Consider the following 25,424-nt stretch of genomic DNA (forward strand, 5'->3'; position numbering starts at 1 on the left):
TAAAGAGGTAATATATGGCAGAGTTTAAATATGAAATAGTTGAAGAAATAGCACAACTTTCAGAGTCAGCTAAAGGGTGGTATAAAGAATTTAATTTAATAAGCTGGAATGAAAGAAGTCCTAAATATGACTTAAGAGAGTGGGCTCCTGACCACGAAAAAATGGGCAAAGGAATTACATTGTCAGCTGAAGAATTGAAAATACTTAGAGATGCATTAAATAAATTAGATTTATAATATTTAGAAAAATTTATGACTTAAACAAAAAAATTATGTTGAGAAACTCAGCATACTTTTTTATTAGAGAGATTGTTCGATTTTGGCTTCATACTTCTGCGATGTTTTTAACAATGAAACAAAATTCAATAACCGTGAAAAAAACATCCGAAATATGAAATAAATATCACAAATTAATGAAAAATACATATTGTATTTATAAAAAAAATATAATATAATAATGATTGCAAACGTTTGTATGCGTTTGGAAAACAATAACTAAGTAGGAGGATTTGAAATGGAAGGTATTGCAAAATTGGTAACAACTATCGATGGATGGCTTTGGGGCTGGCCGCTAGTAATTTTATTATTCGGAACTCATCTTTATTTAACATTCCGCCTAAAATTCATTCAAAGACACATTGGAAAGGCAATAAAATTATCAGTTACAAAAGATGATTTTGCAACTGGAGACGTAAGTCAGTTCGGTGCACTTGCAACAGCTTTAGCTGCTACAATCGGAACTGGAAATATAGTTGGAGTTGCAACTGCAATAGCATTAGGAGGACCTGGAGCTGTTTTCTGGACATGGATGACAGGTGTATTCGGTATAGCAACAAAATATTCAGAATCTCTTCTTGCAGTTAAATACAGAGTAAAAACAGCTGATGGCACAATGGCTGGTGGACCAATGTATGTTTTAGAGTATGGCCTTAAAAACAAACCACTTGCATATGCATTTGCTTTCTTTGGAAGTGTTGCAGCATTCGGTATAGGAAATACTGTTCAGGCAAATTCAATATCAAATATGATGGTAAATCAATTTGGAACACCTACATGGGTTACAGGTATAGTATTAGCAGTATTAACAGGTGTTGTTATCATAGGTGGAGTTAAAAGAATAGCAGGTGTATGTGATAAACTTGTTCCTTTTATGGCAGTATTTTATGTTTTAGGATGCGCAATAGTTTTAGCTTTGACATATAAAACAATTCCGGCTACAATAGGTTTGATAGTATCTGAGGCATTTACAGGTACAGCAGCAGTAGGTGGATTTGCAGGTTCAACAATTATGATGACAGCAAGATATGGAGTTGCAAGAGGATTATTCTCTAATGAATCAGGTTTAGGTAGTGCACCAATAGTTTCTGCTGCTGCACAAACAAGAAATACAGTTAGACAGGCTCTTGTAGCTTCAACAGGAACATTCTGGGATACAGTAATCGTATGTGCTGTAACTGGTATTACAATAGTTAATTCAGGTGTATGGAACACAGGACTTAATGGTGGAGATTTAACAAGTGCAGCTTTTGGAAATATCCCTGTTGTAGGACCTATCGTTCTTACAATCGGTTTGATGACATTTGTATTCTCAACAATACTTGGTTGGTCATATTATGGAGAAAAATGTGTTGAATATTTATTCCACTCTAAGAAAGCTATATTACCATATAGAGTTCTTTATACAATAGCAGTATATTTTGGCGCAGTAATGTCTTTAGCATTTGTATGGGATTTAGCAGACTTGTTCAACGGTTTGATGGCAATACCAAACTTAATTGCAATGTTAGCATTGTCTAATGTAATTGTTAAAGAAACAAAGGAATATTTGTGGGATGACAATCTAGACAAGATAAATGAGGATGTAATTGTTGAGTTAGATGAAAGCATGCATGCTGTTAAAGCAAAATAACAGAATATGTAGTGATTATTAAATAGTTTATTATTAAATAGTTTATTATTAAATTATCAAAAAGCCACACTGTATGTGTGGTTTTTTGATGTGAATTTATTGAAAGGTTATTTTAAATCTGATTAGTTTGTTTGCCCTTTGCAAAATAGGAAGCATTGACTTTATTATAAATATCGTATAATATAATTATACAATAGTAATTGGAGGATTCCAATGTTAAATGTTAAGGAATTGAAATATATTACGGATCACTTAAGTTTCTGGGATAAACTTAGTGTTGTAGAAAAAGATTTATTTAAAAATAATGTAGCTAAAGTAACTTATAAGAAAGGAGAAAATCTTCATAGTACAGATAATGATTGTCTTGGACTTTTGCTTGTACAAAGTGGCGAACTAAGGGTTTATATATTGTCGGAAGATGGGCGTGAAGTAACACTCTACAGATTGTCGGAAGGAGATTCATGCGTTCTTTCTGCTTCATGTATTTTAAACAATATAACATTTGATGTTTTAATTAATGCTGAATGTGAAACTGACGTGCTTCTTCTAAACATTGCAACTTTTAGCAGGCTAACTAAAGAAAATATATATGTAGAAAATTTTGCTTACAAAAATACAGTCGACAGATTTTCTGATGTTATGTGGGCGATAGAACAAATATTATTCATGAGTTTTGATAAAAGGTTGGCAACATTTTTATTGGATGAAATGTCAAAAACAAAATCATCTGAAATCAATCTTACACATGAACAAATAGCAAAATATGTGGGAAGTGCAAGAGAAGTGGTTTCACGAATGCTGAAAAATTTTGAACAGCTGGGATTACTTAAACTGTCGAGAGGTTCAATACAGATTATTGACAAAGATAAATTGAAAGAATTTCTTTAATATAGCAGTTAGAATAAAAATAGTCGATAAATATTATTTTGAGGCTATTTTTTAAATTATTATCGATTACATATCGTTTCTAAAATAAATATTTTATGAAATGTTTAAAAAACATGATTTTGTCACACAATAATTTTTTATCATGGTATATTATTCATCAAATAAATGAGGTGATATTATGGCAATGATGCTGATTGCAGATGATAACAAGCAAATAACATCCATATTAGAACAATATGCGAAGAATGAAAGCTTTGAAGTTAAAATAGCACTAAATGGCAAAGAAGCATTGAAAGTATTTGAAAAACATAATCCGGATATTATATTGCTTGATGTAATGATGCCGGAAATGGATGGTTTTGAGGTGTGCCGAGAAATCAGAAAGCAATCAAATGTGCCTATTATTATGATTACAGCCAGAGGAGAAGATTTTGAAAGGATAATGGGACTCGATATCGGTGCAGATGATTATATAGTTAAGCCATTTTCTCCTGCAGAGGTTATGGCAAGAGTAAGAGCAATTATGAGAAGAATTATGTTTGACGATAAAAAAAGCAGTCAAATTTTCTCGCATGACAACTTAAAAATAAATATGAATGATTATATTGTTACAATTGATAATAAAAATGTTTCCTTAACAAAAAAGGAAATTGAAATTCTCTGGACACTTGTTTCAAATAAGAACAAGGTTTTTACAAGAGACAATTTACTCAACAGTCTATGGGGGTATGATTATTTTGGGGATAACAGGACAGTGGATTCCCACATAAAGAGGCTTCGATCTAAACTTGATGAATATGAGCATGAAAATTGGGAAATAAAAACTATTTGGGGATTAGGCTATAAATTTGAGGTAAAAAAAGATGAAAAATAAAATAGCTATAAAACTCATTGTATATTTTTCTGCAACACTTCTTATATTTTCTATAATAATTGGTGGAATATTCATGGGCCTATTCAAAAACAGCACAATTCAAATTCAAAAAAAGGATCTTGAGAATAGGGCTTTGACAATTGCAGATACTATTTCAGAACTTATGGAAGGTAGCTTAAGTTTCGGAAATGGTATGCAGGGCACAATGATGGGCATGGGAGGCATCAATCAAAGTCTAGGTTCATACATAAGAAATCTGGATAATATTGCAATGGCAGATGTATGGATTGTTGATGAAAATTTAAATCTTTTAACCATTGGGGCCATGTCTAAAATGAATTATATATATTCTGATTTGCCTGAAGATGTGGATGTCGTTGTGAAGGATGTATTTAAAGGAAACACTTCATTTAGTGAAGGATTCAGTGATTTTTTAGAATCACCTACATTGACAATAGGAACTCCTATTGTATCGAAGAATGAAATAATAGGAGCATTGCTTATTCATTCACCAGTTGAAGGAATGAATGCTGCAGTTTACGATGGTTTTAAAATATTAGCTTTAAGTATTTTTATTGCCCTTATTTTATCTATTATATTATCCATTGCATTATCGGTATCTTTCACAAATCCGTTAAAAAAAATGAAAAATACTGCACTTGTTCTTGCTGAAGGAGATTATAGTGCAAAAACAGGCATTAATCAAAATGATGAAATAGGAGAATTGGCAAACACAATAGACGTATTGAGTGAAAGGCTTGACAAAGCAAGTCATGAAAGCGAAATTCTTCAAAAACAGCGTCAGGATTTCATAACTAATATTTCTCATGAATTAAGAACGCCAGTCACTGTAATTCGTGGTTCACTTGAAGCGATTTGTGATGGAGTTGTAAAAGACACAGAACAAGTTAAAGAATATTATCAACAAATGCTTAATGAAAGTAAAAGCTTGGAAAGATTGGTCAATGATTTGCTTGAATTATCAAGGCTTCAGAATGCTGACTTTAAAATAGAAATGCAGGAGCTTAACATATGTGATGTTATAAAAGATGCAGTAAGAAGTGCATCAAATATTGCAAGAAAGAAAAATATCAATATTGATTACAGTCAGGACAAGGATGTGTTATCAGTAAAAGGTGATTACGGGAGGCTTCGTCAAATGTTTTTGATTGTCATTCATAATGCAATCAAATTTTCTCCTGAAAACAGTACAATATATTTAAGTTTAATGAATAATACAATAACTGTAAAAGATGAAGGAATGGGTATTTCTAAGGATGATATGCCTTATATTTTTAATCGTTATTACAGAGTGAAATCTGAAGAAAATAAAACAGGAACAGGTCTTGGACTTACAATTGCGCAGCAGATTGCAAGCAGGCACAATATAAATATTTCAGTTGTAAGTGAACAAAATGTTGGAACAAGTTTTATGTTTGAATTTTCAAATTGATTATTTATTTAGAATGAGAAAAAAGTGAATTATTTTGATACGGCATATATACAATGCTGAAATTTCAAGATAGAATCACTATTTTTCCATACAAAACAAATGCTATACATTCATTAAAATTAAGCATATAATTGTTTAATGAGTAAAATTATGGGTAATTTAATATACGAATATAAAATTTTATTATAATGAATTTTAATGCTTTGCTTTATAAAACAAAAAGTAAATTTATATTCGTTATTACTAAAAATCTTATTAATGGATGTGATGAACATTGAAGAATGGCATGATGAAAAATGAAGAATTAAATAATAAAAATTCTATAAATAAAAACGAAACCGTGAATATTATTATAAAGTATGGTGTATTCGGGTTAATATGGATATTGTTTTCTGACAGAATCCTTGAAATATTTGCCAATGATTTTGAAACATACAAACATATTCAGTCTTGTAAAGGTTGGATTTTTGTTTTAATAACAATGATTTTAATGTATTTCTTGATAAACAAAAGGGTGAAGCTTATTAAAAATGCTACGAATGAAGCTTTACTGGCATATGAAGAATTAAAAGCATCAAACGAAGAACAAATTTTATTGGAGAAAGAATTAATACATATGGCTTTTTATGATTCGCTGACAGGACTTCCTAACAGGGATATGTTTGTGAATAAAATAAGAGATTATGCAGATAAAAACAAAGGAAAAAATAAATTTGCCATTGCATATCTAGACATTGATAATTTCAAATACATTAATGATACATTAGGACATCATGTAGGTGATGAATTTTTAAAATATATAAGCAATAAATTATATTCAATTATTAAATATCCTAATATTGTTGCTAGATTAGGCGGAGATGAATTTGCAATTTTAATAAATGAATTTGAAACAGAAGAAAAACTTTTGTTTAAAATAGATAATATTGTAAAAAGTATAGGAAATACTTGGAGTTCAAACAATAGGGAATTTTTCATATCAATGAGCATTGGAGTAGCCATATACCCTGATGACGGAAATGATGCAAATACACTTTTAAAAAATTCTGACATTGCCATGTATGTTGCAAAAAAAGATGGTAAAAATAAATGCCTGTTGTATGAAGAAGATATTCACGAAGATATTATTTGGCACATATATATGACTAATAAAATACAAAAAGCTCTGGATAACAAGGAATTTACACTTTACTATCAGCCTCAGATTGAGCTTGTTACCGGAGAAATAGTTGGTATGGAAGCATTGGTAAGATGGAAGCATCCTACAGAAGGGTTTATTTCACCGGCAGAATTTATACCGGTAGCGGAGGATACGGGGCAGATTTATAATCTGGATCAGCGAATTATACAAAATGCTTTAATTCAAAAGGAAAAATGGGAAGATGCAGGGTTTAGTGATATTCAGTTGTCAATAAATTTATCGAGCAAAACATTGATTAGCGATTACAATTTTAAACAAATAGAATCGATTTTGTCGGATTTTAATGTGGATTATTCAAAAATAGTATTTGAAATAACTGAAACAGCAGTAATATCCAATGTTGATTTGGCTATTGAACGTTTAAGCAGTTTAAAAAGCAAGGGATTAAAAATAGCCATGGATGATTTTGGCACAGGCTATTCGTCGATTACATATTTAAAAAAACTACCAATTGATATTATAAAACTGGATAGAAGTTACATAAAAACGGTAACCAGTGATAGCTTAGACAGTGCTATTGTCAAATGTATTTTAGCGTTGGCAGATGATTTTGATTTCAGAGTTGTTGCGGAAGGGATCGAGACGTGTGAACAATTGGAATATTTAAAAAACATTAATTGTCATATAGGACAAGGATTTTATTTAGGAATGCCGTCACCTGTTGAAAAAATAAATGAATTGCTTAAAAATAATATGAATAGTTTTAAACAAATTAAATTCTAAACATTACAGGATAAGGGTAATTATTGCTACAGAAAAACATTGTTGTTATGACGATGTTTTTTTAATGATATGTATTAATAATATAAAATAAAGTCAAATGAAGCGGATAAGCGACATAAAACAATGTTTGAATAACTTTGTTTTTTGGACCAAGTTCGCCATTATAAAAACATATGATTGGTAAGGCTAAAAGAGAAAATTGCTGAAGCACATGGGATGACAGATTTGCAAGAAGCATTATCAAAGCTACTGTTGAAATTCTTATTGACTTTTTATAGTTTCTGGTAAAATAAAAAGCTAAAATATATATAATTCCAATTATATTGTAATCAACAGATAAAATTATTGAAGAAATACCTGCAAATGCCATGATTAAATATTTATTAATATTGTATTTTCCTTCCTTGTTGTCTATGAAATATATTGCTGCTAATCCTATAAACAGTGTAAAAAAAATATTCTGATGAATAAATCCCACTTTGTTATAAAATGCAAGGTCAAAAGGTACTTCTGATATTATTGCAAATATAAATAATCTTTTTGCATATTTTTTTATATCCTTAGTATGAAAATATCCTTCAACAAGCAAGAAACAATAAAGTGGAAAAGCAAGTCTGCCAATGATTCTGTAAATGTCGATACCGCTTTGAAAAATTGCGCCATAATGATCGATTATCATTGATGTAAGTGCTATCATCTTTATAATTAATACATTCATGTGAGACTCCTATAAAAATAAGTAATTGATTTTATTGTTAATTATAACATCGATTTTCTTTGAATTGCAATAGTTATAATTATGTATCTGGCATTTCCGAGGAAATATTATTGTAGGGATTAAACGGTTGTAGTATAATGCAGTTAAAGATACATATGTTATTTTATAATAATTTAAATATCGAAAAAATGTGAGCGAGGGTGAAAAATGGATAGCATAAAAGATATATTGTACAAGCTGGTGTCTGTGCAAAGCGATACAGGAACTAATAAAGAAATAGATATGGCGGAATGTATTTTTAATATGATTAAAGAACAGGAATACTTTAAAAATAATCCTGAACTTTGCGGGAAATATTTCAATAATGATTTTTTAAACAGGCCTGTAGTTTGGGCTTTTCGTAAAGGAAAAACAAACAAGACCATTGTTTTAACAGGGCATTATGATGCAGTTGAAATAGAGTCTTTCGGAATCTTGAAAGAATATGCTTTAAAACATGATGAATTAAAAGAGAAATTAAAATCAATAAATGTTCCGGAAGATGTGAAAATAGATTTGCAAAGCAATGATTGGTATTTTGGCAGAGGAATATGTGATATGAAAGCAGGCATAGCTATCAATATGGATGCTGTTTTTTCAAATATTAACGATGATATAAATGTGTTGTTTGTTGCAGTCCATGATGAAGAAAATTTGTCAGCGGGCATGAGGCAATCAGCAAAGCTTCTGTGTGAATTAAAAGAAAAATACGATTTAGATTATAAACTCATGATAATAACAGAGCCTCATGGAAGAAAAAAAGATGATACATTTAAAATATCTCTTGGAACTGTAGGAAAAATAATGCCGTTAATAGTTGCAAAGGGTAAAATTGCACATTCAAGCGACGTAATGGAAGGACTAAATTCTACAGCAATAATGTCACAAATAATTTCTAACATTGAGCTTAATCCGGATTTGTGTTCGACGGACAAATCAATGACATCACCACCTCCAACAGTGTTATATTCAAGAGATATGAAAGAAACGTATGACGTTTCAATACCGGAATACAGTGCAGTATTTTTAAATTATCAATTTTTAAAAAGCAAGACACCTTATGAAATAATAGATGAAGTTAAAAATATATGTAAAAAATCCATGGAAACAGTAATTGAAAGATACAATAGTGCTTATGATACTTTAAACGAGCATTACAGCCTTAAAGGAAATAACAAAAGATACTTTAATACTTTGGTCTATACATTCGAAGAAATAGAAAAAATAGCAGAAAAAAACAACAGCGAATATGCTGATATGAAAAATGAACTGTATGAAAAAATTAACAGCAAGGTAATGAATAATGAAATTTCAATTCATGATGCGGGAATTCAAATAGTTAAAAAAATAATTGAACTGTCAAAAATTACAGATCCAGTAATAGTAATTGGAATCATACCTCCTTATTACCCCGCAACAAATAATAGCTATTTGGACAATAACAATGAGTTGTATGAAGACTACTTTGAAAAAGCACTTTTTGAAAATTATGGTTTAAAGCTTGAAAAAGAAAGTTATTTTATGGGAATTTGCGATGGCAGCTATACTTCCTGCACAGACAGAAAAATCGAAGAGGAAGTAATGTCTAATATGGTAACATCAAAGGAAATATATGAAATTCCATTTGATTATATTGAAAAAATATCTGCACCTTTCATAGTGTTAGGACCTTGGGGAAAAGAATATCATACCATAACAGAAAGAGTATATATGCCAGATGTGGAAAAAACAGTTCCGGATTTAATAAGACTGTTGATAAGAATAATTTAAAAACAACGAGGAAGGTTAATCATGACTCAAATATTTGCTGTACTTATATCTTTTTCATTTATACCTCTTTTAAGTAAGACAAAATTAAAGTTAAGTTATATTCTTTTAATAACAGCAGGAAGTTTAGCTGTAACATCCGGAATTGGAATTGAAGCTGCTAGGGAATCTGTTCTAAATGTTTTTATTGAATCATCATCTCTCAATACAATACTTACTGTTATGATGGTAAGTATACTTGGGGGCTTAATGAAATATTATAAAATTTTAGAAAAAATTGTTGAAACTATTATGAATATAATTTGCAATAAAAAAAATATACTCGTAATTATTCCTGCTGTTATTGGTGTTTTAATAATACCGGGTGGAGCGCTTTTGTCTGCACCTTTCATAAATGATATAGGTGAGGAAATGAATATACCTTCCGGAAGGCGTGCAGCAATTAACCTAGTATTTAGGCATATAGCTATGTTTATATTGCCATATTCAACAGGTTTGTTAGTAATTTCTGCAACTATTCCTGACATAAGTATTCCTCGACTCGTTGTGTTCAACTTATTTTATGTTATTCCAATGTTAATCATAGGATATTTATTGTATATTAAAAATATAAAATCTGAAAATTTATTATTAAGAAAAAATATTGGTATTAATGTATATAAGCTTGCATTATATACATCACCTATTTATATTTGTGTAATTATTAATGCAATTACAGGCCTGCCTTTTTATATTACAATGATAGCGAGCGTTTTTATCGTATATTTGCTAGGAGACAAAAACGATTTTTTAAGAATAACTTGTAAATCTCTTAACTGGCAAATTGTCTTGATGGTTATAACTGTTTTGCTTATGAAAGAAATTATATTAAAGATGGATGGGCTGCTTTTAATTTTTAGCAATATGTTTAATGAAAGCAACAATATGATATCTATTCTCATTATTTTTTTGATTTTTTCAATATTCTTTGGATATATTACCGGCAATCAGACAGCAGCTTTAGCTATAATACTTCCTATGATTTCTCAACTAGATATTTCTTTAGAAATGATGCACATTTATATTTATTTTTCATTTGTCAGCACATTCATAGGTTATTTTTTTTCACCTATTCATTTATGCCAAGCATTTACAATACATTTAATGAATGTTTCTACGTCAGAACTTTATAAGGAATATAAATTATATGCGCCAATTATGTTGTTATTGTTGTTTGTTTCTGTGTTTATACTTAAATTATTGTTTGCATAAAATTAAACTGTCATCATAGAAAATATTAAAACTGGATATTTACAGAGTATCAGTCTATCATATAATGAAAGTACAAATACATTAGGAGGCTGTGATATGAAAGATAATATAAAAAAATATTCAATTTATAAAATAGCAGTAATAGGACTGATGGCAGCGATGGTTTTTATAGCTACTAATTTCAGAATTGAGATTCCAACACCTCTTGGGAAGACTATGCTACATTTGGGAAATGTAATGTGTATTTTAAGTGGTTTGTTGTTTGGAGGTACAATAGGGGGACTTGCAGCGGGCTTTGGTTCTGCGATATTCGATTTGTTTGATCCTGCTTTTGCACCTGAATTTTGGATAACTTTTATTATGAAATTTGCAATGGGATTTATAGCTGGCAAGATTTCACACATGAAGGGGTATAACGGAGAGAATAGAAAAGTAAATATTATTGCAGCAATTATAGGTGCTGCAACATATGTGGTGTTGTACATTTCTAAGACCATAATATTGCAGTATGTAGTGCTAAACAGTAATTGGGAAGCTGTAATAGCAGTTGCAGGTACTAAATTTATTGTATCTTCAGTTAATGCTGTAATAGCTGTTATTGCATCTCTTGCTTTATCATTGACTATACGTCCGGCATTAAAATCTGCAGGTGTCTTCAATAAAATTAATAAGTAAGCTTTATTGTTTCAACAAAAAAGGCAGTTCCCATTAACTGCCTTTTTTGAATTAAAAAAATGTGATAATTATTTAGGTTAGGATAACATTTTAAGGATTGAAGCTTTTGGTCTTACTCCAACCATGCTGTTTACAATTTTACCATTTTTCATTACTGCAAGTGTTGGAATGCTCATTATTCCAAATGCTGTTGCAAGTTCTGGCTGTTCATCAATATTTATCTTTCCGAATTTTGCATTTGTAACTTCACCCGCAATTTCATCTATTACCGGAGCAACCATTCTACATGGTGCACACCATGGTGCCCAAAAGTCTAACAAAACTGTTTTGTCTGATTTTAAAACTTCTTGTTCGAAGTTATCGCTTGTTATTTTTATTGTACTCATAATTATTCTCCTTAAGATTTATTATTATGCGCTTATTCTATCAAAAAAAAATATGTTAACAGTGATTAAGTTACATCTTTAAAAAAATTTTAAAATAATAAATTAAAAAAATATATGAATTTTGCTATTACAGGCAATACTATTGTTAAATATAATTATGGAGATAAAGTATGAAAGAATTATTTTTAAATACAAGTCAAGGATTAGTTCCTATAGAAGAAAATATTATAGAAAAATATAATTTAACTGAAGGAAAAATATCACCTTTTAGTCGGCTTTGGATTGTGAATAAAAATGGAAGTACAATAGATACAATGGCTGAAAATGAAACATCAAGTCCTGGTGTTGATGAAATGCCTGCGGGGGAAGGATTGGAAGATGATGAAATTGTGGAATTCAGTGAAACAGGAGCTATTATGTCTCAATCTGAAATCATTGATTTTTCGCATGGTACTGATTCTGACTCATAAGATCTTAGTTTATTTAAACTAATTCTTGAAAACGTTATAATAATTATTTAAAGAATAAAAGAAATATGTTATAATACTAATAATAATGTTAATACATTTGAGGAGGATATCATGGAGTTAAAAAATTTCCAGGAATTAATTGCTAAAGTTCAAAATAATGACTCTAAAAAAAGAGTTGTAGTTGCTGCAGCCCATGACGAGCATACATTAGAAGCTGTATTCAGAGCAAGACAAGACAAATTAGTTGAACCTGTTTTAGTAGGGGACAAAATAAAAATTATAGAAATACTTAAACACCTTCAACTTGAATTTAATGTTGATAATATTATAAATACAAACAGCGATACAGAAGCTGCAGAAAAAGCAGTTGAATTAATAAATGAAAGTAAAGCTGACTTTATTATGAAGGGCAAACTCCAGACAGCAGACTTATTAAAAGCTGTTGTTAACAAAGAAAAAGGTCTTAGGACAGGCAAGGTAATGTCTCACGTTGCAATATTAGAAATTCCAGCTTATCATAAACTTTTGTCTATTACTGACGGAGGAATGATGATGTATCCAAATGCAGAAGAAAAGAAACAAATAATTGAAAATGTTGTTGATGTTTTCTTGTCCATGGGATATGAATGTCCAAAAGTTGCAGTTTTAGCAGCAGTTGAAACTGTAAATCCTAAAATGCAGGAAACAGTTGATGCAGATATTTTAAAGAATATGAATGCATCCGGCGAAATTAAAAACTGCATAGTTGAAGGGCCGATATCTGTAGATTTGACACTGAATAAGGAATCTGCAAAAATAAAAGGTTACAGTTCTCCTGTGACAGGTGAAGCGGATATATTAATTGCTCCAAACATTACAACAGGCAATATTATGAGCAAAGCAATCTTAGAGCTGGCACATGGGAAAATGGCAGGAATGATTGTGGGAGCAAAAGTTCCAATAGTATTAACATCCAGAGGAGCAACTTCTGAAGAAAAATATTTATCACTGGTATTGTCAGCTTCAGCTGCAAAAAAATTGAATAGCATATAAATAATTTATTCTTAAAATATAAGCAATGGCTATGAAAGAGCAGTTTAATCAGCTGCTCTGTTTTTTCCTTTAAATTTAATTACATAAATAAAAACCTTTCTAATATAAATTATATTAACAGATGTAATGCTAATTATTAGGGGGAGTTTTAGTGAAAGATGATCATGAGCAAATAAGGGAGACTGTAATTCGATTAAAAAAAGAGTATAATTTTAGGGGGCTGCTTCACTTTACCGATTTTTCGAATTTAACTTCAATAATAAATATTGGATACCTTTGCAGCAGGGCCTTATGCTATGCCAATAATATAGAATTTGAAGATGCTTTAATTCATGAAAATGCAATCCACATAGCTAATGAAGTGAAAAATTACACCAGATTTTATTACGTTGAAAAAAACAAGTATGATTCAATGAGTAATTTGCCTATTCCTGTGTATCTTCTGTTCAGCCATGAACTTATATATTTGGATTTAGCAATATATACAGATGGTGATGCGGATTCTGGTTATGCAAAATATGGAGCAAATTATGAATTTTTTAATTATTTGATAGATTGGGATATCGTATTTGACAAAAAAACAAGTTCGGATAATTTTAAAGGACCGTTAAAGCAGTCGTTTGAAAGAAAAAGACGATCAGAACTTCTTGTTGATGAACCGGTGCCATTGAAATTTTTAAATAACATTATATTCAGGTGTGATGCTGACTATAAAAGAGCATGTAATTTGTTTGGAAAAAACAAGTTATACACTGTTGAACCCAATATGTTTTTTAATGAAAAAAACTATATAAAAGATTACAATATTGTTTACAATCCATTAATAGACAGTGATGCTTTTATACTGCACTTCAGTTCCAATTTACCTGTTAAAAACGATGTGCAACATGAATACGCGATATTTGATTTAAATGGAAAATTAATTCGAAAAGCTCAAGTAAATTTTTTGGAGTCATCAAGCACGGATTTCAATGTAGAGGTAAATAACTTGCCGAAATGCCCTTTTAAATTTGAATTTTGGTTTTATGGCATATTGTGCATAGAAGAAACAATTGGATAAAGAATTTTTTTTACAAATATTGTTTGATTATTTAACTGTGATATAATAAAATAAGAAATAGATTATTTTAAATTAATTATATTAACGGAGCAAGTATGAATTTAAATTTATTTGTTACAGCTATAACGCCTGGCATAGTATTGGTTTTGTTTTTTTATTTGTTTGACAGACATGACAGGGAACCAATCAGAATGTTGTTAAAAGTATTTGTAATGGGAATTTTTTCTGTGATACCAACCATATTTATAGAAAATATTTTGTCTTTTTTTAATATTTTTTCTGGGATTTTTGGTATAGGTTTTACTGCGTTTATCGTTGCAGGATTAACTGAAGAATATATTAAAAGGCAGGTTGTATTAAAATCTGTTTATTTTAATCTAGTATTCAATGAGAAACTTGATGGCATAATATACTGTGCCATAGCTGCCTTAGGATTTGCAACAATTGAAAATGTAATGTATGTTGTTTTTAGATTTTCAGATGTAGAATCTATAGGCTTTTATAGAGCAATTATATCAGTTCCTGCTCATATGCTTTTTGCTGTAACCATGGGTTACTATATGTCTTTAGCTAAATTTGCATCAACACCGGAAGAAAGCCAATTTTATTTTAAAAAATCTTTAACAGTTCCGGCTGTCTTACATGGTATTTTTGATTTTATACTAATGTCACAAATAGAGTTTTTCATGGTTTTATTAGTGCCATTTATTATTTATCTTTGGATAAATAATTTAAAAAAGTTAAATATGTATTATGCTGATTCGAAACACAGAAACGATGATTTGTTATAACTTTAAAGTGATACTAAATAAGAGTGACAATTAAAATTTTATCAATTTTGATACATGACTCCACAAATAATACATCATTAGCTAAAGTTGAAATATTATACAAAATGTTGTATTATGTATATAACAGAATTACAGAGAGGAAATTATTATGGTTCAAGAAAAACGATTTGCTGTTTTAATTGATGCAGATAATGTATCAGCAAAATACATAAAATATATTTTAGACGAAATAACTAATTATGGTGAAGCAACATACAAAAGAATATATGGAGACTGGACGAAACCTAATACTTCATCATGGAAAGATGTGTTGCTTGAGAATTCTGTTACGCCAATTCAGCAATATGGATATACAGTTGGGAAAAATGCAACAGATTCGGCAATGATAATTGATGCAATGGATATATTGTATTCAGGAAATGTAGATGGATTTTGTATTGTTTCCAGTGACAGCGATTTTACAAAATTATCATCAAGACTTCGTGAATCAGGCATGTTTGTTGTTGGAATGGGCGAAAAGAAAACCCCAAAGCCATTTATAGCGTCATGCAATCAGTTTAAATATTTAGATGTTTTGGCTGAATCTGAAAATAAAATAGCTGCTGATTCCATTCAAGTAAAAAATAATCAAAACAAAACTGAAAGTGGTATGGGAACAGAAGATAAAAACACTAAGTTATCTAAAAATGATAACTCAAAAGCTATGACTGATTTGAACACTATTAAAATGGCAATTATTAAGATGGTTAATGAAAATGATGATGAAGAACAAAGCATGAATATTGGTGAATTGGGAAGTCGTTTAGTGAAGAGATATCCTGATTTTGATGTAAGAAATTACGGAGATACAAAACTTTCGAGATTTTTAAAGAAATTTGATTTTCTTGAAATGCATACAAAGGGAGATGAAGGAACATCATTGTGGGTTTCGTTAAAGAATAATTTAACAGAACAAGAGATTGTAGAAAAAGCAGTTCAAAAGCCTAAAAAAAGAATATATAAGAAAAAACCAAAAGTAGAAAAATAAATCAACCATGCAATTATGCTAACAGAAGATAAAAAAATAAAACCTGATATTTAATACAGGTTTTATTTTTTACCTTAATTATTTTTTGTAAAATTTAGTGCATCTAGAAGTTGTCAGGATTTTCATCAACTTTATTATTATTGGATTTCATATTATTAGCCATGTTTTTTATTGCTGGAGTCATTGCAAACATTGCTGCGGTTGCTGCAGTTACACCAAGTCCAACCATTACTTTACCTGGAGTTAAAGACTTTGCCATCTTTGTCATTTTCATTTATAATCACCTCAGCAATAGTTTTTACAGAATACATTTTTATATTCCTATTTCTTAATTCAATCTGCTTAATTAATAATTATAATTCTGAAGCAGATGATGCCTTAAGTTCCAAATTTTGAAAGTTTATTTATTGCAGTTTTATCAAAAAGTTGATACAATTAGTAAAATAAAACTGATGTTGAACGTATAGTAATTTTTTAAATTTTATATAATGAATTAATTATGGATTAGGAGGAGGATAATTTGAAATTAAAAGTTTTAGTTGATAACAATACGTATATTGATCAATATTATTGGGGAGAGCCAGCGGTTTCATACTATATAGAGGATGAAGACATTAAGCTGCTGTTAGATGTTGGGTATTCTGATTTGTTTCTTAGGAACGCATGTTCTTTGGGAGTTGATTTAAAAAATATTGATACAATTGTAATTTCACACGGACATGATGATCATACAGGCGGATTAAAATACTATTTTGAAGGAACATATAATCATAATATTTCTGTCATTGGTCATCCGGACGCGTTTAAAGAAAAAACATTTGACAATTTAAAAATTTGTTCTCCTTTTTTGGAGGAAGAATTAGTTAAAAAGTGCAATTTGATTCTTTCAAAGAAGCCTGTAAAAGTGAGCAAAAATATAACTTTTTTAGGCGAAATACCGCAAACAACGGATTTTGAAACAAGAAAGCGTATAGGCAAGCAAATTGTTGGAGGAATACAGACTGATGATTATGTGTTGGACGACACCGCTCTGGTTTATAAAAACGAAGATGGAATTTATATTATAACAGGATGTTCTCACAGCGGAATTTGCAATATAATAGAATATGCAAAAGAGGTGTGCAATAGCAACAGAGTTTTAGGTGTAATAGGGGGATTTCATTTATTTGAAGTAAATGAACAGGTTAAAAAAACTATTGAATATTTAAAGCAGAATAAAATAACGGAGTTATATCCTTGTCACTGTACTTCGTTTGCTGTAAGAGCCGAAATACACAAAGTATTGCCTTTGAAAGAGGTTGGAGTTGGTTTAGAAATAAACTGGTAACACCGGGGACGGTCCTTTTTGGGTTGAACAAAAAAGGACCGTCCCTATAGATTGTCTAGATTCGTATCAAATGAAAAAGGAAAATATTTTGCTTGTAACATAATTTATTTCATGATATTCTGATATGGATTTTTACATCTGGGGAGGAGTATTTTATGATTCTAGGGACGTTAATAAACAGTATATTATTGATGGCTATTATAATGGTTATGGGGTATTATTTAAGAAATAAGGGAATTTTAAATGACGCTGGGGAAGGTTCTCTTACATACATATTAGTAAATATTACAACACCTGCAATGGTAATAAACGCAATGAATATAGACTTTTCATTTGACCAGATAAAAACAGGAGCAATTTTGCTCGCCATAGCTATAATTTTTGATATTGCAATGGTATTTCTAGGGAATATTGCATCTGTAAAAACTGAGGATATTGAAAAGAAAAAAATGATTAAGTATTCTGTTGCTTTAATGAACGGTGGTTTTATGGGATTTCCTCTTGCATATCAACTATATGGCTCACAAGGAATGTTTTATGCAACAATGTTTCATACTCCAAACATAGTATTTATGTGGACTTATGGAGTATCATTGCTATTAGGTAAGAAAAAGATAAAAAACAGATTCAAATTTATGTTTTTGAATCCAGGTATGATTGGTGTGTATGTTGGCTTGATTTTATACTTTACTCAGTTGCCATTGCCTTTGTTTGCAACTAATTTATTAGATTTGTTAACCGACGTCACAACTGTTTTGTCTATGATTATAATTGGAAGTAAAATTGCAACTATTGGTGTAAAGGATTCATTTATCAATAAGCAAGCATATTTTGCAACATTTTTCAGATTAATTGCTTCGCCAATAATTATGATTATAATAATGAAATTTTTAAATTTTGATCAAATGATTGAGCAAATTTTTGTGATTTATGCAGCATTGCCGGTTGCAGTATTAATGCCAATACTTGCTCAAAAATATGGCGGAGACATTGAGCTTGGGTCTAAGATAGTTGTTATAACGCATTTGCTTTCACTAATCACAATACCATTTTTCTTTTGGTTGTATTACGTTATATAATTTCAGTGGGGACTCAGTGGGGACTCAGTGGGGACGGTCCGACTCAGTGGGGACGGTCCTTTTTGAGCTAAACAAAAAAGGACCGTCCCCTAAGCACTAAGCAACTAAGCAATTTTATGATAAATCATAGTAAAATAGTATTCCGTAATATATGCCTTTGGCAAAACTCTCCGGATCGGTAGTGAGCAAACGGATGTCTTTGGGATTAGTCATGTATCCCATTTCTACAAGTACGGATGGCATATTTGTTGCTCTCAATACATATAAATTAGTTCTTGCAAAAACTCCTCTGTTAGGCAACTGAGTCAAATAATAAAGGCCTTCTAAAATCCTGGTGGCCATATCATAAGCAGGAGTATTCAAACTATACACATAACCTTCGCTTCCGCTAACATTCGGATTACTGCTGGCATTGCAGTGGAGACTAATAAAAAAATCAGCACCCCATTCATTTGCCATTCTGACTCTTGTTTGAAGACTTGTGGTAGTACTTACGCCCAACTGTTCTGTAGGAGAATTTCTGGAAAGCCTTGCTTCAAAATTAGGATTATTGTTTAGAAGAGCTGCCAGTCTTACACCCACTTCGTAATTAATATCCTGTTCTCTAAATCCAAACGCTTCGGCACCAGCATTGGGATTTACCGGGTTGTGACCTTGATCTATAAATATCTTAATAGCCATATAAACTCCTTTCGCATTATTTAATGAAAGTTAGCAAGCTAACACCTGTAACTTTTATTTATTATATGATGGAACTTATATAAATGTTCAATTTCTTAACAGATGTTTGAAATAGTAATAGAATTATTATTATTTGTGTATTATAATATAATCATAAAAATTCGAAAAATTAAAATAAATATTTTTAAAGGCTTAAATTAAGGCGTATTAGGAAATTACAGACATTTTGAATCAGAGAATAGCATGAATTATTATTGATAAAAATGTATTAAGGAGAACTCAATGAAAATAAAAATAATAGCGGATTCAACATGTGATTTGTCTCAGGAAATCGTTGAACAATATGACATTAGTATAGTACCATTGGTGGTAAACATTGATGGGCAAGAATTTAGAGATCGATTGGATATTCAGACGGATGATTTTTACAATAAACTAGAAACCTATAAAAATCCTCCCACAACATCTATGCCAAGCCCAGATTCATTCATTACGTGCGTTAATGAAGCAGAAGAAAAAGGTTTTAGTGAGGTGCTTTGTATATGCATGTCAAGTGGTACAAGTGGATCATATCAATCTGCAATGTTAGCCCAAAGCTTATATCACACGAGATATCCAGAATCTAAAATTCGTTTTGAAGTAATAGATTCGGTATCCATGAGTCACGGCAGTGGATGGCTAATTGTAAAATGTGCTATGCTTCTAAAGGGTGGTTATTCGCTGGACCAATTGATACATTATTGTGAAGCTGTAAAATATCGAATTAAACATTTTCTATCAGTAGATGATTTGGAAAATCTGATTCGAAGCGGAAGAATTAGCGGTCCAGGTGCAATTATTGGAAAAGCGCTAAACATTAAACCCATTATGTCGATGAAAAACACTAAAGGTGTGGTAGTTGCTAAAAAGCGTGGACATAAGCAAGTGCTTAATTATTATATAGAAGAGTTTATAAAACATGTTGATTATGAACAAACAAATTTTGTAATTATCGGATATACATCAGATATTCACAGGGCTGAAAATCTTAAGATAAAATTACAGAGTGAAACAGAATTCAAAGGGGATATATATATTATGCAAATGGGAGTGGCGGTCGGAACTCATGTTGGACTTGGCGGACTATCCATGTTTTTTGTTGAAAAACCTCACGAAGACTTTATTCATCATGTTAAAGAAATCATTATGCATCACATAAAATAATAAGGACTGGCTATAATAAAATCAGTAAAGGCGCTGTAGTTTTTAATCTATCTATGGCGTTTTTTTTTATAAATCTTACAAATTTCGATAACAAATTTTGTATAATTTTTCAAAAAGTGGACATTTAATGTTGCAATTTTTATACAATTTTTATATAATTTAAAGGTAAAGCTATAAAAAAATTCTAGGAGGGTAATAATGAACAAGAAATTTAAAATTATTTTATCTGCTGCAATATCAATAATTATGCTTTTTTCTTTAATTGCATGCCAGCCTCAAGCTGAAAGCAGTGCACCAGCTGAGAGTAATCCTAGTGAAAGTGCTCCAACAGAAGAAAACAAGGAACCAATTCGTATAGGTTTTTTTGCTCCAGTAACCGGACCTGCTGCTGCAGATGGTTTGAGTACTACAAATTCTGCAGAACTTGCTGTTAAACTTATTAATGAACAAGGTGGCGTAAATGGTCGTTTAGTTGAACTAGTTAAGTATGACGATGCATTGGATACAAAACAGGCAGTTAATATTGCTCAGAAGCTTACAACTAAGGATAACGTTGTCGCTGTTGTAAGCGGAAGCTACAGCGGACCTACAAGAGTAGCGGCTCCTATATTTCAAGAAGCAGGAATACCAATGCTTTCTGGATACGCAGTACACCCGGATGTAACTAAATCTGGTGATTTCGTATTCTCTCAGTCTTTTGCAGGACAGGTACAAGGTAAAGCTGGTGCTAAGGTTGCTATTGAAATGCTTGGAGCAAAAAAGGTTTCAATAATAGCAGTAGATATAGATTTTGGTAAAGAATTGGCTGAATCATTTACAACATATGCAACTGCAAATGGTACAGAGGTCGTATCATTAGATAAATTTGCTATGGCAGATAAAGAGTTTGCACCTGTAATAACAAAACTTAAAGAAGAAGTAAAGCCAGATTTAGTCTATATGGCTAATTACTATGCACAAGGCGCTGAATTTGTAAGACAGGCAAAAAATTTGGGTTTGGATGTTCCAATACTTGGAACTGAAGGCATAGATTCATTTCAGTTCTTAGAAATAGCTGGTGAGGATGCTGAAGGTGTAATACTTACAACTAATATGAACAGAGATTCTGAAAATGAAGCTACACAGGATTATATAAAAACATATACAGAGACTTATGGCATTGTACCTGATATGGTAGGTGCATCTGTTTATGATTCATTCGAAGTTTTGTTCAAAGTAATAGCTGATGTAGGTACGGATCCAGTTGCTATGAAAGAAGCCATAAATAGTCTGCAGAATTTTGAAACTGTAACAGGAACTCTAATAGAATATGCTCCTTCAAGGGAAGCTATAAAACCTGTGCAAGTTCAAACAGTAAAAGACGGAGAATTTCATTATTATGGTGAAGTTAAAGATATAGAAATAATTACACCTGTACAAAAATAAATTAACTGAGGGGATTGTATCCCCTCTTTAACTATTAGAAAGGGGTAAACAGAATGTTTTTGCAGCAATTAATAAATGGGATAATGATTGGAAGTGTATATGCCCTTACTGCAATGGGAGCAACTTTGATATATGGGATATTACATATATTAGATATTGCTAATGCATCAGCCTATGCGGTTGGTGCTTATTTAGGCTGGTACATATACAGCATTACGAATAATCTTCTTCTGGCATTTTTATTGTCTATGCTGCTTACTGGATTAATAGGAGTAGCTGTTGAAAAGTATATTTATCATCCTATAATCAGTAAACCAAATATTATACCAATTGTTCCTCTCATTACAAGCGTAGGCCTATTTACCTTAACTGGAGATTTATTAAGATTAATAGCAGGACCAAATATGATAGAGTTTGGTGTTGAATTTAATATTGGTGTAATAAAGATTGGAAGTTTATTAATTAATCCGGAATGGATATTTATTATTATATTGACTGTTGTATTGTTTGGCATACTTTGGTTCGTATTAAATAAAACAAAGTTGGGGCTTGCATGGAGAGCTACAGCAGAAGACTCTGAAATTGCTAAGGCTATGGGGGTTAATACTAATATGTCAATGGCATTAAGTTATGTACTTGGTTACGGTTTTGCAGCAGCTGCAGGCATTATGGTAGGGATGCTTTACAATTCAGTATTTCCTACAATGGGTGATACTCCTTCATATAAAATGTTGGCTATAATTGTATTAGGCGGATTAGGTAATCCGTTTGGCACAGTGGTTGCAGGATTGCTGATTGGAATAACAGAAACTTTTGTTGCTGCATATATTGGTTCTATTATGCCAAGAGATGCCATTGCATTTATAGTATTAATTGCAGTAATACTTGTTAAACCATCAGGATTAATTAGTAAAAAAAGTACTATATAGGAGGTGGCTTGTATGTATTTTGTAGTAGTTGCTGTTAATGTTGGTATATTTGCCATTTTGGCTTTAAGTCTTAATATTATTACGGGATATGCCGGTCAATCAGCTTTAGGACATGCTGCCTTTTTTGGAATTGGAGCATATGCTTCAGCTTTAATGACAAGTACTTTGGGTGTTAATTTTTGGATTTCACTGCCCATTACATTTATTATTACTGGAATTATAGGTGCAATACTTGGTTTTATTAGTATTAGATTAAAAGATGATTTTCTTGCAATAACTTCTATAGGTATCAACTTTGTAGTAGTGGCAATTTTCCAATACTCTCCAATATTTGGAGCTTCATTGGGTATGACTGTAGAAAAGGCAACTTTATTTGGTGCTAAAATGGGTCCGTCTGAATATTTAATACTTGTTATGATTTTAATAGTATTGACATGTCTTTTTATTAGTAAGATGAATAAATCATGGTTTGGGTTGGCTTTAGCGAGTATAAGAAATGATGAAATGGCAGCATCATCATTTGGTATTAATGTAAACAAATATAAAGTTCTTACTTTTACGCTTGGAACAGCTATTGCCGGAATGACAGGAGCAGTGTATGCCCATTATATGAGCTTTATTTATTCTAGTGATTTTGCTTTTGTTGTATCAATAAGTATATTGTCAATGGTTGTTATTGGAGGTATAGGAACAATAAGAGGGCCTATATTGGGTGCAATATTATTGGGAGTTGCACCAGAGCTTTTTAGATTTTTTGCAGATTACAGAATGATTGTTTACGGAGCACTGCTGGTTGTAATGATGAGATTTCAGCCTCAGGGGTTACTTGGTGAAAATAGTATTATAATGAAAAGTATTAATAAGATATTCTTAAATGTATTTGGAAAAAATGAAAAAAAGGGTGGTGAAGCAGATGCAGGAAATGTTGAAGGTTAATGGACTGAAAATGTACTTTGGAGGATTAAAGGCAATTGACGGATTAGATCTTGATGTACATGAAAAAGAAACTCTTGGTATAATTGGTCCAAACGGTGCAGGAAAAACCACTTTGTTTAATGTTGTTTGCGGTGTACATAAACCAACTGAAGGAAAGATATTGTTAAATGGAAAAGAAATACAAGGGAAAGAACCTTTCGAAATTGCAGGTAAGGGAGTAGCCAGGACTTTTCAAATTTCTAAACCACTTAAGGATATATCAATATTGGATAATGTAGTAGCTGCATTAGGTATAAACGAATATACCGGATTCAAATCTTTATTTAGAAAAAGTCATAACAAGGAAACAGTGGAAAAAGCAATAGAAATACTTAAAAGAACCGGACTCATTGAGTTTAAAGATAAAAAAGCTGGAGAAGTAAGTCTAGGATATTTAAGAAGGCTTGAAATAGCAAGAGCATTGGCGATAAATCCATTGTTGATTATGCTTGATGAACCATGTGCAGGACTAAGCAATTTTGCTATAAATGAAGTAATAGAGTTAATTATGCAATTAAAGTCAGAAGGAAAAACAATAGTGCTTATTGAGCATAATCTTCCAATTTCAATGAAGGTTTGTGACAGAATTGTAGTATTGAATTTTGGGCAGAAAATTGCAGAAGGTTTACCAAAAGAAATTCAGAATAATCCTCAAGTTATTGAAGCATATTTAGGGGAGGATGATGATATTGCTTAATTTAATTGACGTAGAAATATTTTACGGTCAGATGGAAGTTATAAAAAAAGTATCTATTAATGTGAATAAAGGTGAGCTGGTAAGTGTAATTGGAGCAAATGGTGCAGGAAAAACCACATTAATTAAGGCAATAATGGGACTGAAGGATATCAAATCCGGGAAAATAATGTTTGAAGGCAAAGATATTACTAAAATCTCGGCATGGGAGAGGGCTGGTTTAGGAATCGGATATATACCGGAAGGCAGAAGAGTATTTGGAAATTTAACTGTTGAAGAAAATTTGAAAATGGGCTGTTATAAGGTTAAAGATAAAAATGCAGTCATAAGAAATATTGAAAAGACATATGAGCTATTTCCCAGACTGGCTGAAAGAAAAAATCAGTTAGCAAAAACAATGAGCGGCGGAGAACAACAGATGCTTGCAATAGGAAGGGCATTGGTATTAGAACCAAGATTGTTGCTTATCGATGAAATTTCAATGGGATTGATGCCTATTATGGTAAATACATGCTTTAAAATAATTAAGGAACTTAACGAATCTGGAATTACTATTCTTATAGTAGAACAAAATGCCAATAAAGTATTAAAAATAGCAAATAGAGGCTATGTTTTAGATTCTGGAAATGTTGTTCTTGAGGATACAGCTATAAATCTCAGAGAAAATGATGTTGTGCAAAAGGCATATTTAGGCAGTTAATTTTAACAAACAACAATGACGCTGTAGAATATATGGCGTTTTTGTTTTATTTATATAAATTATTAACATCATGTTGATTACATGGTATAATCACATAACGTATAATTTATAATATAGTTTGGTAAAAGATAACTAAAAATTTATCAGC

26 protein-coding genes are annotated in these 25,424 nt (G+C 31.0%); 22 read left to right on the plus strand and 4 right to left on the minus strand.

Annotated features, from left to right (window positions below):
- Window positions 1–14: 14 nt before the first annotated feature.
- The 6 genes from SA378_RS00240 (at window position 15) to SA378_RS00265 (ending at window position 7,047) form a co-directional block, all read left to right on the plus strand.
- Window positions 15–236 (plus strand): YdbC family protein, encoded by a 222-nt coding sequence (locus SA378_RS00240; RefSeq protein WP_318523988.1) that lies wholly within the window; start codon window positions 15–17, stop codon window positions 234–236.
- Between the two features lie 277 nt (window positions 237–513).
- Window positions 514–1,908: a sodium:alanine symporter family protein gene (locus tag SA378_RS00245; RefSeq protein WP_318523989.1), complete on the plus strand. Its 1,395-nt coding sequence runs from the start codon at window positions 514–516 to the stop codon at window positions 1,906–1,908.
- A 213-nt stretch (window positions 1,909–2,121) separates the two neighbouring features.
- The gene (locus SA378_RS00250; RefSeq protein ID WP_318523990.1) at window positions 2,122–2,796 is read left to right on the plus strand and encodes a Crp/Fnr family transcriptional regulator; all 675 of its coding nucleotides are present in this window, start codon (window positions 2,122–2,124) and stop codon (window positions 2,794–2,796) included.
- A gap of 178 nt (window positions 2,797–2,974) precedes the next feature.
- Window positions 2,975–3,670: a response regulator transcription factor gene (locus SA378_RS00255; protein WP_318523991.1), complete on the plus strand. Its 696-nt coding sequence runs from the start codon at window positions 2,975–2,977 to the stop codon at window positions 3,668–3,670.
- Window positions 3,660–5,123: an ATP-binding protein gene (locus SA378_RS00260; protein ID WP_318523992.1), complete on the plus strand. Its 1,464-nt coding sequence runs from the start codon at window positions 3,660–3,662 to the stop codon at window positions 5,121–5,123. The genes SA378_RS00255 and SA378_RS00260 overlap by 11 nt, the downstream gene beginning before the upstream one ends.
- 286 nt (window positions 5,124–5,409) lie before the next feature.
- Complete coding sequence (locus tag SA378_RS00265) at window positions 5,410–7,047, plus strand: bifunctional diguanylate cyclase/phosphodiesterase (RefSeq protein ID WP_318523993.1); 1,638 nt, start codon at window positions 5,410–5,412, stop codon at window positions 7,045–7,047.
- A 61-nt stretch (window positions 7,048–7,108) separates the two neighbouring features.
- Here the strand turns inward: SA378_RS00265 and SA378_RS00270 are convergent, their stop codons facing one another.
- Window positions 7,109–7,765: a TraX family protein gene (locus SA378_RS00270; RefSeq protein ID WP_318523994.1), complete on the minus strand. Its 657-nt coding sequence runs from the start codon at window positions 7,763–7,765 to the stop codon at window positions 7,109–7,111.
- 207 nt (window positions 7,766–7,972) lie between these two features.
- Here SA378_RS00270 and SA378_RS00275 point away from each other — a divergent pair, with 207 nt between their 5' ends.
- From SA378_RS00275 to SA378_RS00285, 3 genes are all read left to right on the plus strand, one after another.
- Complete coding sequence (locus SA378_RS00275; RefSeq protein WP_318523995.1) at window positions 7,973–9,574, plus strand: M20/M25/M40 family metallo-hydrolase; 1,602 nt, start codon at window positions 7,973–7,975, stop codon at window positions 9,572–9,574.
- A 21-nt stretch (window positions 9,575–9,595) separates the two neighbouring features.
- Complete coding sequence (locus SA378_RS00280; RefSeq protein ID WP_318523996.1) at window positions 9,596–10,822, plus strand: DUF401 family protein; 1,227 nt, start codon at window positions 9,596–9,598, stop codon at window positions 10,820–10,822.
- 96 nt (window positions 10,823–10,918) lie between these two features.
- Entirely contained in the window at window positions 10,919–11,497 is a 579-nt protein-coding gene (locus SA378_RS00285; protein WP_318523997.1) for an ECF transporter S component, read from the plus strand.
- A gap of 77 nt (window positions 11,498–11,574) precedes the next feature.
- On the opposite strand, the gene trxA is transcribed toward SA378_RS00285, so the two are convergent.
- On the minus strand, window positions 11,575–11,883 hold the full coding sequence (trxA, locus tag SA378_RS00290; protein ID WP_318523998.1) for a thioredoxin: 309 nt from the start codon (window positions 11,881–11,883) through the stop codon (window positions 11,575–11,577).
- A 170-nt stretch (window positions 11,884–12,053) separates the two neighbouring features.
- Between trxA and SA378_RS00295 the strand changes: the two genes are divergently transcribed.
- The 5 genes from SA378_RS00295 to SA378_RS00315 all read left to right on the plus strand — a co-directional run bounded on the left by SA378_RS00295 (window position 12,054) and on the right by SA378_RS00315 (window position 16,263).
- The gene (locus SA378_RS00295; protein WP_318523999.1) at window positions 12,054–12,353 is read left to right on the plus strand and encodes a hypothetical protein; all 300 of its coding nucleotides are present in this window, start codon (window positions 12,054–12,056) and stop codon (window positions 12,351–12,353) included.
- A 63-nt stretch (window positions 12,354–12,416) separates the two neighbouring features.
- Window positions 12,417–13,385, plus strand: a complete 969-nt coding sequence (locus SA378_RS00300) for a bifunctional enoyl-CoA hydratase/phosphate acetyltransferase (RefSeq protein WP_318524013.1) — start codon at window positions 12,417–12,419, stop codon at window positions 13,383–13,385.
- A 151-nt stretch (window positions 13,386–13,536) separates the two neighbouring features.
- Window positions 13,537–14,445 carry a DarT ssDNA thymidine ADP-ribosyltransferase family protein gene (locus SA378_RS00305; RefSeq protein WP_318524000.1) on the plus strand — a complete coding sequence of 303 codons (909 nt, stop codon included), beginning with the start codon at window positions 13,537–13,539 and terminating at the stop codon, window positions 14,443–14,445.
- A 95-nt stretch (window positions 14,446–14,540) separates the two neighbouring features.
- Entirely contained in the window at window positions 14,541–15,236 is a 696-nt protein-coding gene (locus SA378_RS00310) for a PrsW family glutamic-type intramembrane protease (RefSeq protein ID WP_318524001.1), read from the plus strand.
- Between the two features lie 148 nt (window positions 15,237–15,384).
- On the plus strand, window positions 15,385–16,263 hold the full coding sequence (locus SA378_RS00315; protein WP_318524002.1) for an NYN domain-containing protein: 879 nt from the start codon (window positions 15,385–15,387) through the stop codon (window positions 16,261–16,263).
- A 103-nt stretch (window positions 16,264–16,366) separates the two neighbouring features.
- On the opposite strand, the gene SA378_RS00320 is transcribed toward SA378_RS00315, so the two are convergent.
- Window positions 16,367–16,537: a hypothetical protein gene (locus tag SA378_RS00320; RefSeq protein WP_318524003.1), complete on the minus strand. Its 171-nt coding sequence runs from the start codon at window positions 16,535–16,537 to the stop codon at window positions 16,367–16,369.
- A 246-nt stretch (window positions 16,538–16,783) separates the two neighbouring features.
- Here SA378_RS00320 and SA378_RS00325 point away from each other — a divergent pair, with 246 nt between their 5' ends.
- Both SA378_RS00325 and SA378_RS00330 read left to right on the plus strand, forming a co-directional pair.
- Window positions 16,784–17,590, plus strand: coding sequence for an MBL fold metallo-hydrolase (locus SA378_RS00325; protein ID WP_318524004.1), 807 nt, complete (start codon window positions 16,784–16,786; stop codon window positions 17,588–17,590).
- 155 nt (window positions 17,591–17,745) lie between these two features.
- A complete protein-coding gene (locus tag SA378_RS00330) occupies window positions 17,746–18,669 on the plus strand; it encodes an AEC family transporter (RefSeq protein ID WP_318524005.1) in 924 nt (307 codons plus the stop codon).
- Window positions 18,670–18,783: 114 nt separating this feature from the next.
- Here SA378_RS00330 and SA378_RS00335 read toward each other — a convergent pair whose 3' ends face one another.
- On the minus strand, window positions 18,784–19,350 hold the full coding sequence (locus SA378_RS00335; RefSeq protein WP_318524006.1) for an N-acetylmuramoyl-L-alanine amidase: 567 nt from the start codon (window positions 19,348–19,350) through the stop codon (window positions 18,784–18,786).
- A 282-nt stretch (window positions 19,351–19,632) separates the two neighbouring features.
- Between SA378_RS00335 and SA378_RS00340 the strand changes: the two genes are divergently transcribed.
- The 6 genes from SA378_RS00340 to SA378_RS00365 all read left to right on the plus strand — a co-directional run bounded on the left by SA378_RS00340 (window position 19,633) and on the right by SA378_RS00365 (window position 25,276).
- Window positions 19,633–20,553, plus strand: a complete 921-nt coding sequence (locus SA378_RS00340; protein WP_318524007.1) for a DegV family protein — start codon at window positions 19,633–19,635, stop codon at window positions 20,551–20,553.
- 198 nt (window positions 20,554–20,751) lie between these two features.
- Window positions 20,752–21,978, plus strand: a complete 1,227-nt coding sequence (locus tag SA378_RS00345; protein WP_318524008.1) for an ABC transporter substrate-binding protein — start codon at window positions 20,752–20,754, stop codon at window positions 21,976–21,978.
- Window positions 21,979–22,031: 53 nt separating this feature from the next.
- A complete protein-coding gene (locus SA378_RS00350) occupies window positions 22,032–22,907 on the plus strand; it encodes a branched-chain amino acid ABC transporter permease (RefSeq protein ID WP_318524009.1) in 876 nt (291 codons plus the stop codon).
- Window positions 22,908–22,919: 12 nt separating this feature from the next.
- Complete coding sequence (locus SA378_RS00355) at window positions 22,920–23,843, plus strand: branched-chain amino acid ABC transporter permease (RefSeq protein WP_318524010.1); 924 nt, start codon at window positions 22,920–22,922, stop codon at window positions 23,841–23,843.
- Window positions 23,821–24,579 carry an ABC transporter ATP-binding protein gene (locus SA378_RS00360; protein WP_318524011.1) on the plus strand — a complete coding sequence of 253 codons (759 nt, stop codon included), beginning with the start codon at window positions 23,821–23,823 and terminating at the stop codon, window positions 24,577–24,579. The genes SA378_RS00355 and SA378_RS00360 overlap by 23 nt, the downstream gene beginning before the upstream one ends.
- Window positions 24,566–25,276, plus strand: coding sequence for an ABC transporter ATP-binding protein (locus tag SA378_RS00365; protein WP_318524014.1), 711 nt, complete (start codon window positions 24,566–24,568; stop codon window positions 25,274–25,276). Before SA378_RS00360 ends, SA378_RS00365 begins: the two co-directional genes overlap by 14 nt.
- Window positions 25,277–25,424: the final 148 nt, after the last annotated feature.

Source organism: Sedimentibacter sp. (genome assembly GCF_033447055.1).
Taxonomy (GTDB): Bacteria; Bacillota; Clostridia; order Tissierellales; family Sedimentibacteraceae; genus Sedimentibacter.